The organism is uncultured Arenimonas sp. (assembly GCF_963976025.1).
Classification (GTDB): domain Bacteria; phylum Pseudomonadota; class Gammaproteobacteria; order Xanthomonadales; family Xanthomonadaceae; genus Arenimonas.
In genome coordinates this window covers 1-8,327 of sequence record NZ_CAXBJS010000116.1, presented here as the reverse complement: position 1 = coordinate 8,327, position 8,327 = coordinate 1, and the positions used below count along the sequence as shown (strand labels likewise).

Below are 8,327 nucleotides of genomic sequence, written 5' to 3'. Positions count from 1 at the left end.
TGTCGACGACGTGCTTGCCGTCGAACTTCGCGAACGGCAGCTCGATCGAATCCGAGCCCGCGGCGATGACAACGTGCTTGCCGACCAGCTCGACGTCCTTGCCGTCGTGCTGCTTCACCACCACCTTCTTGCCGGCGTGCAGGGTGCCGAAGCCGTAGTAGGCGGTGATCTTGTTGGCCTTGAACAGCTGGGCGATGCCGCCGGTGAACTGCTTGACGATCTTGTCCTTGCGGCCAACCATCGTCTTGACGTCGATCTTCGGGTCCTTGGCGCTGATGCCGTGTTCGCCGAACAGGTGCTGCAGGTTGTGGAACTGCCGCGAACTGTCGAGCAATGCCTTCGAGGGAATGCAGCCCACGCGCAGGCAGGTGCCACCCAGCGCCGGCTTGCCGTCCTTGCCCAGGGCCGCGTCGATGCAGGCGACCTTCATGCCCAGCTGGGCGGCGCGGATGGCGGCGTGGTAGCCGGCAGGGCCGGCACCGATGACGACGACGTCGTATTGCTCAGACATATCCGGTTCCTTCCTTGTCGGCCTTACAGGCCCAGCAGCATGCGGTGGGGATTCTCGAGCTGGTTCTTGATGTCCACCAGGAACAGCACCGCGTCCTTGCCGTCGATGATGCGGTGGTCGTAGCTGAGCGCGATGTACATCATCGGCGCCACCACGACCTGGCCGTTCTCGGCGATCGGGCGCTCCTTGATGGCGTGCATGCCCAGGATCGCCGACTGCGGCGGGTTGACGATCGGCGTGGACATCAGCGAACCGAAGGTGCCGCCGTTGGTGATGGTGAAGGTGCCGCCCTGCAGGTCTTCCAGCTTCAGGCCACCCTCGCGGGCCGCCTTGGCGTAACCGGCGATGGACGATTCGACGTCGGCGAAGCTCATGTTCTCGACGTTGCGCAGCACCGGCGTCACCAGGCCCTTTTCGGTGGCCACGGCGATCGAGATGTCGGCGTAGCCGTGGTAGATGATCTCGGTGCCGTCGACGGAGGCGTTGACCGCCGGGAACTTCTGCAGCGCGTTGGCCGCGGCCTTGGCGAAGAAGCCCATGAAGCCCAGCTTGATGCCGTGGGTCTTCTCGAAGCCTTCGCCCAGCTCCTTGCGCATGGCCATCACCTTGCCCAGGTTCACCTCGTTGAAGGAGGTGAGCATGGCGATGGAGTTCTTGGACTCCATCATGCGTTCGGCGATGCGCTGGCGGATGCGGGTCATCGGCACGCGCTGCTCGGGACGGGCGCCGCCGCCGACCTTGATGTGGTTGACCACGTCTTCCTTGGTCACGCGGCCACCGCGGCCGGTGCCGGCGACATCGGCCGGGTTGACGTCGTTGCGGGCGGCGTGGGCCGCGGCGCCCGGGGGCAGTTCGGTCTTGCCGCCGGACTTGGCCGGGGCCTTGGCGGCTTCGGCCTTCGCGGCCGGCTTGTCGTCGGCTTTCGGTGCGTCGGCCTTCTTTTCTTCCTTCGGCGCCTCGGCAACGGCGCCTTCCTCGATGATCGCCACGACCTGCTGGCTGTTCACCGTGTCGCCTTCCTTGAACTTGAGCTCCTTGAGCACGCCGGCGACCGGCGACGGCACTTCGAGCACGACCTTGTCGGTCTCGAGGTCGAGCAGGTTCTCGTCGCGACGGACGGAGTCACCGGCCTTCTTGTGCCAGGTGGCGATGGTGGCGTCGGACACGGATTCCGGAAGGACCGGGACTTTGACTTCGATGCTCATGGACAAGGTCCTGCTGGCGTGGAGTGGGGGCTTATTCGGCGGTGTGGGTGTTGGGCGCGCTGACCAGGGCGTCTTCGATCAGCTGCGCCTGTTCGGCGTTGTGCGTGTTCAGGTGGCCCGCCGCCGGCGAGGCCGAGCGCGAACGCCCGGCGTAGCTGAGCGACTGGCCCTTGGCGAGGCAGAAATCAAGATGGTGGCGGATCTGGTACCAGGCGCCCTGGTTGAGGGGCTCTTCCTGGCACCACACCACTTCCTTGGCGGCGCCGAAACGCTTGAGTTCGGCGGCCAGCAGCGCCCGCGGGAACGGGTAGAGCTGCTCGACGCGAACGATGGCGACGTCCTTGACCTTCTTCGCGGCCGCGGCTTCGACCAGGTCGTAATAAACCTTGCCGCCGCAGACCACGACCCGGCGCGCCTTCTTCGGATCCTTGCAGGTGCTGTCGGGAATGAGGTTCTGGAAACCGCCCTTGGCCAGGTCGTCCAGGCCCGACACCGACAGCTTGTGGCGCAGCATGGACTTCGGGGTCATCACCACCAGCGGCTTGCGGGTGGCGCGCAGCATCTGCCGGCGCAGCATGTGGAACATCTGCGCGGGCGTGGTCGGCGTGCAGACCTGGATGTTGTCCAGGGCGCACAGCTGCAGGAAACGTTCCAGGCGGGCCGAGCTGTGCTCGGGGCCCTGGCCTTCGTAACCGTGCGGCAGGAACAGCACCAGGCCGCACAGGCGGTCCCACTTGGACTCACCCGAGGTGATGAACTGGTCGATCACCACCTGGGCGCCGTTGGCGAAATCGCCGAACTGGCCTTCCCAGATGTTGAGCGTGCCCGGCTCGGCGGTGGAATAGCCGTATTCGAAGGCCATCACCGCCTCTTCGCTGAGCAGCGAGTCGATGATCATGGCGTGTTCGGGGTTGTCCACCAGCTCGCGCAGCGGCATCACCGCTTCACCCGTGGCCTGGTCGTGCAGCACGGCGTGGCGGTGGAAGAAGGTGCCGCGGCCGGAATCCTGGCCGACGATGCGCAGCTTGTAGCCTTCCGACAGCAGGGTCGCGTAGGCCAGGTTTTCGGCGAAACCCCAGTCCATGGGCAGCTCGCCGGCGGCCATCTTGCGGCGGTCTTCGTAGATCTTGGCGACGCGGGCGTGCAGCTTCAGCCCTTCTCGCGGCGCGTTGATCTGCGTGGCCAGCTTGTCGAGGTCGCTGCGCTTGACGGCGGTCTTGACCTCGTCGGCCAGCGTGCCGTCGAGCCAGGGCGACCAGTCCACGGCGAAGGGATCGGCGTCCACCTTCACCAGTTCGGTGGTGACTTCGCCCTTGTCGAGTTTTTCCCGGTAGCCGTCGACAAGCGCCTTGGCGCCGTCGGCGTCGATCACGCCCTCGGCGGCCAGCTTGTCGGCGTAGAGCTCGCGCGTGGACTTGCGGGCGCGGATGTTCTTGTACATCAGCGGCTGGGTGGCCGCCGGCTCGTCGGCTTCGTTGTGGCCGTGCTTGCGGTAGCAGACCAGGTCGATGACCACGTCGCGGCCGAATTCACGGCGGAAGTCGAAGGCCATCTGCGCGCAGAAGGCCACGGCTTCCGGGTCGTCGCCGTTCACGTGCAGCACGGGCGCGCCGATGATCTTGGCCGGGTCGGTGCTGTAGAGCGTGGAACGCGAATCGTCCGGGCGGCTGATGGTGAAGCCGACCTGGTTGTTGATGACCACGTGGATGGTGCCGCCGACCGCGAAACCGCGGGCCTGCGACATCTGGAACAGTTCCATCACCACGCCCTGGCCGGCGAAGGCGGCGTCGCCGTGGATCAGGATCGGCAGCACCTGTTCGCGCTGGGTGTCGCCGCGGCGCATCTGGCGCGCACGCACCGAACCGGCGACGACGGGATCGACGATTTCAAGGTGCGAGGGGTTGAAAGCCAGGGCCAGGTGCACCGGGCCGCCGGGCGTGGCGACGTCGGACGAATAACCCATGTGGTACTTCACGTCGCCCGAATAGGCCGGGTCGTCGTTGTGTTCGAACTGGCCGCGGAATTCGTCGAAGAGCTTGTGCGGCGGCTTGCCCATCGTATTGATGAGCGTGTTCAGGCGGCCGCGGTGGGCCATGCCGATGACCACGTCCTTGATGCCGGCGCTGCCGCCGTGGCGGACCAGGGTGTCCATCAGCGGGATCAGCGAGTCGCCGCCCTCGAGCGAAAAACGCTTCTGGCCGACGAAGGCGGTGTGCAGGTAACGCTCCAGGCCCTCGGCGGCGGTGAGGCGCTCGAGCAGGCGCAGGCGGGCGTCCTTGTCCAGGCCGTAGCCGGTGGTGGCGCCTTCCAGGCGCTGCTGCATCCAGCGGCGCTGCTGCACGTCGGAGATGTGCATGAACTCGGCGCCGATGCTGCCCGAGTACGAGGCGCGCAGCTTGGCCAGCAGGTCGCGCAGCTTGTACTTGGGCGCACCGAACCAGGTGTCGACGGTGAACTCGGTGTCCAGGTCGGCATCGGCCAGGCCGTGGTGGGCCAGGCCCAGGTCCGGGGCCTCGGGGCGGGCCATCATGCCCAGCGGGTCGAGCTGGGCGCCCAGGTGGCCGCGCGAGCGGTAGGCGGTGACGAGCTTGCCGACGGCGGCCTGCTTGCGCGCGGTTTCGTCGTCGACGCCGCCCGAACGCGGCGCGCGCGCGGCGGCCTGGACCTGGGCCATGACCACGGAATGGGGCACGTCGCCCGCTTCGCGGCCCTTGAAGCCGTCGAAGTAGGTTTTCCAGGCGGCGGGCACCGCATCGGGATCGACCAGGTACTGTTCGTACAGGTCTTCGATATAGGCGGCATTGCCGCCGGCAAGCTGAGAGGTCTGTTTAAACTTCTTGATCAGACTGTCCACGACCCTGGCCTGGCCCGTCTCGACGACGGGTAAGTGATTGATGGAATGGGATGTCGGGGCATCGCGCGATGGCGACGACAAGGCCCGGGATTATAGCCCGCACGGCCAGGCTTTAGAACCCGATGCCGGGCCCGCAAGGCGCTTCGGGGCCGCCAGCCGGCGGCCCGGGGCGGGCCTGTTCAGATACCCAGGGCCCGGAATTCGGTGCAGGCGCGTGAACGCTCCCAGACCCGGCCGAAGTGCTCGGCCAGCTGCCGTGTGCGCGCCGGGTGGGCCGGGCTCCAGTCGCCGTCCCAGCGGCTGCCGAGCTGCCGGAACAGGTAGCCGTCGCGGTCGTTGGCCAGGAAGGCCGAAGGGTATTGCAGGTCCACGTCCTCGACCGGCGTGCGGAACTGGAATACCGAAGTCAGCCGCTGCGCCAGGCCAAGCAGGGGATGCCCCTGGCCCTGCACGGCGGCCGGGTCGAGCACGATCAGCTGGACCACACCGCCGCGGCCGGCGGTGGCGAAGCGCCGGAAGGCGTCGATGACGACTGGCTGTGAATACAGCACCGGGTCGAGGTCGCGGCTGAAGATAAAAATCTCGCGCCGCGCGTCGTCCACCAGCCGGATGGTCGCCTCGGTGGCGGCGGACAGGCTGTCGAATTCCTCGGCGGCCATGGACGGCCCACGCGGCCGGGCCGGCGGGCGCTCGGGGCCGGCCAGGGGTTCGAGCGTGCGGCGCATGGCCTGGTGTTCGATGCCGGCTTCCATGAAACGTTCGCCGTAGGGTTCGAACCCGTGCCGGGCATAAAAGTCCAGCGCCGACACCTGGGCATTGAGCTTGACCTCGGTCCAGCCCAGGGCCCGGGCGCGGTCCATCAGCGCCACCAGCAGGCCGTCGCCGACGCCGCGGCCGCGCCACTCGCGCAGCACGGCCATGCGGCCGATCTTGTGTTCGGGGGTCAGGCGGCCGGTGCCGATCGGCTGGCCGTCGGCGTCGCGGGCCAGCACGTGGTGGCTTTGCGGGTCCAGGGCGTCCCACTCTTCTTCCTCGGGCACTTTCTGCTCGAGGATGAACACCGTTTCCCGGACCTTGCGCAGGTCGGGCAGGTCGGTGGCGTAGTCGGCGGGTTCGATGCGGAAATCGGTCGGGATCATGGCGTCACCGTCGGCGTCGGGGCTTGACCAGCTGGTAGTGGCCGGCGGCCACCAGGGTTTGCAGTGCTTCACGGCCCCGGGCGCCAAGCGCGGCCAGGCCGGCGGCGTCCAGGCGTTCGGCGGCGGCCAGGCGGCGGGCGTCGGCGACGCCCAGCGACAGGTCCAGGCCATTGGCGAACAGCCGGGCCCCGCGGCCATGCCGCGCCCAGGCAACCCGCGAGTGCGGATGCCGCAGCAGGATGCCGCCCTGGTCCAGGCCCTTGGCCACGGCGCCTGCATCCGGGACGCGGGCCGGCGCATCAATTTCACCGCCGGCGCGGTACTGGGTGATGAAGCGGCCGAACCAGGCGCGCAGGCGGTCATCGTCGAGCGACTGCAGGTCGGCCAGCGCCTCGCGCAGGCGCCCGAAGGCGGCGTCGTCGATTTCCCAGGCATCACGCGCCGGCGCCAGGTCGGGGTCGGCGTAGCGGGCCTCCTCGGGCAGGGCCGCGGCCAGCTCTTCGGCCAGGTCCACCATCAGTTCGGCGCGCGAGGGCGCGCGCATGCCCACCGAAAAGGTGAGGCAGGCGTCTTCGGCGACGCCGTGGTGGGGCACGCCGGGCGGCAGGTAAAGCATGTCGCCGGGGCCAAGCACCCAGTCGTGGTCGGGTTCGAAATACGACAGCAGCTTCAGTTCGACGTCGTCGCGGAAGTCCAGCGGGGCGCCGGTGCGGCTGTCGATCTGCCAGCGCCGGTGGCCCTGGGCCTGCAGCAGGAACACGTCGTACTGGTCGACGTGCGCGCCGACCGAACCACCGGGCGCGGCGAAGCTGACCATGATGTCGTCGAGCCGCCACGCCGGCAGGAAGCGGAAGGCTTCAAGCAGGGCGCGGATGTCCATGTCCCACTTGTCGACGTCCTGCACCAGCAGGGTCCAGTCCTGGCGGGGCAGGTCCGGGAACATGGCTTCGTCGAAGGGCCCGGTGCGCAGCTCCCAGCGGTCGCGACCGCGGTCGTGCAGCACGATGCGCGACAGCGCCGCCTCTTCGCAGGCCAGCCCGGCCAGGTCCTCGGGCGAAATCGGCGACTCGAAACCCGGGAACGCCTGCCGGATCAGCAGCGGCCGCTTCTGCCAGTAGTCCCGCAGGAACGCCGCCGCCGGCATGCCCAGCGGCTGCCTGTGCGAGCCGGTGACTTCGATCGGCGGTCTTTTCATGCCGGGCTCAGACCGAGCGCGCCAGCGCGGTGGCGTGGCCGACGTAGCTGGCCGGGGTGAGGGCGAGCAGGCGGGCCTTGGCGTCGGCGGGCAGGTCCAGGCCGTTGATGAACTCGCGCATCGAGGCTTCGGTGATGCCCTGGCCGCGGGTCAGGGCCTTGAGCTGTTCGTAGGGATTGGCCAGGCCGTGGCGGCGCATCACCGTCTGCACGGGTTCGGCCAGCACTTCCCAGGCGGCGTCGAGATCGGCGGCCAGGCGTTCGGGATTGACGCTGAGCTTGCCCAGGCCACGCTGCAGGGCGTCGAGCGCGATCAGCGAATGGCCGAAGGCGGTGCCCAGCGCGCGCAGCACGGTGGAGTCGGTCAGGTCGCGCTGCCAGCGGCTGATCGGCAGCTTTTCGGAAAAGTGGCCCAGCAGCGCATTGGCGACGCCGAAGTTGCCCTCGGCGTTTTCGAAATCGATCGGGTTGACCTTGTGCGGCATGGTCGAACTGCCGACTTCGCCGGCCTTCACGGCCTGCTTGAAATAACCCAGCGAGATGTAGCCCCAGACGTCGCGGCAAAGATCCACCAGCACGGTGTTGATGCGGCGCTGGGCGTCGCAGAGTTCGGCGATGCCGTCGTGCGGCTCGATCTGGGTGGTGTAGGGGTTGAAGTCCAGGCCCAGCGATTCGACGAAACGCTGCGCCAGCGCCGGCCAGTCGACGTCGGGGTAGGCGACCACGTGGGCGTTGTAGTTGCCGACCGCGCCGTTGATCTTCCCCGGGAACTCGACCCCGTGCATCACCGCCACCTGGCGCTGCAGGCGCGCGACGACGTTGGCGATTTCCTTGCCGACGGTGGTCGGCGAGGCGGTCTGGCCGTGGGTGCGCGAGAGCATCGGCAGGGCGGCGTGTTCGTGCGCCATCGAACGCAGGGTTTCCATCACCTCGGCGGTCTTGGGGGCGATGACCCGGGTGTAGGCCTCCTGCAGCATCAGGGCGTAGCTGAGGTTGTTGATGTCCTCGCTGGTGCAGGCGAAATGCACGAACTCCAGGGCCGGGCCGAGCTCGGCGTCGTCCTTGAGGCGTTCCTTGATGAAATATTCGACCGCCTTGACGTCGTGGTTGGTGGTGCGTTCGATCTCCTTCACCCGGGCGGCGTCGGCGACGCTGAAGCCGTCGGCCAGCGCGCGCAGGCGGGCCGCAGCGGCGTCGGAGAAGGGCGCCAGCTCGGTGATGCCGGCTTCGGCGGCCAGGGCCAGCAGCCATTCCACTTCCACCCGCACGCGGGCGCGCACCAGCCCGTATTCGGAAAAGATCGGCCGCAGCGCCTCGGCCTTGCCGGCATAGCGGCCGTCGATGGGGGACAGGGCGGTGAGGGCGGCGTCGGACATCGGCAGGCTCGGGCAAGGCGGGGAAGGTACGCATTCTAACCGGCCCCT

At 68.2% G+C, this 8,327-nt stretch carries 6 protein-coding genes; all 6 read right to left on the bottom strand.

Annotated features, from left to right (window positions below):
* On the bottom strand, window positions 1-511 hold a 511-nt coding region (locus AACZ35_RS09825; protein WP_339828630.1), incomplete at its 3' end, for an FAD-dependent oxidoreductase.
* 23 nt (window positions 512-534) lie between these two features.
* Window positions 535-1,716 (bottom strand): 2-oxoglutarate dehydrogenase complex dihydrolipoyllysine-residue succinyltransferase, encoded by a 1,182-nt coding sequence (odhB, locus tag AACZ35_RS09820; protein WP_339828627.1) that lies wholly within the window; start codon window positions 1,714-1,716, stop codon window positions 535-537.
* Between the two features lie 31 nt (window positions 1,717-1,747).
* Entirely contained in the window at window positions 1,748-4,570 is a 2,823-nt protein-coding gene (locus tag AACZ35_RS09815) for a 2-oxoglutarate dehydrogenase E1 component (RefSeq protein WP_339828624.1), read from the bottom strand.
* 179 nt (window positions 4,571-4,749) lie between these two features.
* Entirely contained in the window at window positions 4,750-5,709 is a 960-nt protein-coding gene (locus tag AACZ35_RS09810; RefSeq protein WP_339828622.1) for a GNAT family N-acetyltransferase, read from the bottom strand.
* A 4-nt stretch (window positions 5,710-5,713) separates the two neighbouring features.
* Complete coding sequence (locus tag AACZ35_RS09805; RefSeq protein WP_339828620.1) at window positions 5,714-6,904, bottom strand: cupin domain-containing protein; 1,191 nt, start codon at window positions 6,902-6,904, stop codon at window positions 5,714-5,716.
* A 7-nt stretch (window positions 6,905-6,911) separates the two neighbouring features.
* On the bottom strand, window positions 6,912-8,279 hold the full coding sequence (gene purB / locus AACZ35_RS09800; RefSeq protein ID WP_339828618.1) for an adenylosuccinate lyase: 1,368 nt from the start codon (window positions 8,277-8,279) through the stop codon (window positions 6,912-6,914).
* Window positions 8,280-8,327 lie beyond the last annotated feature (48 nt).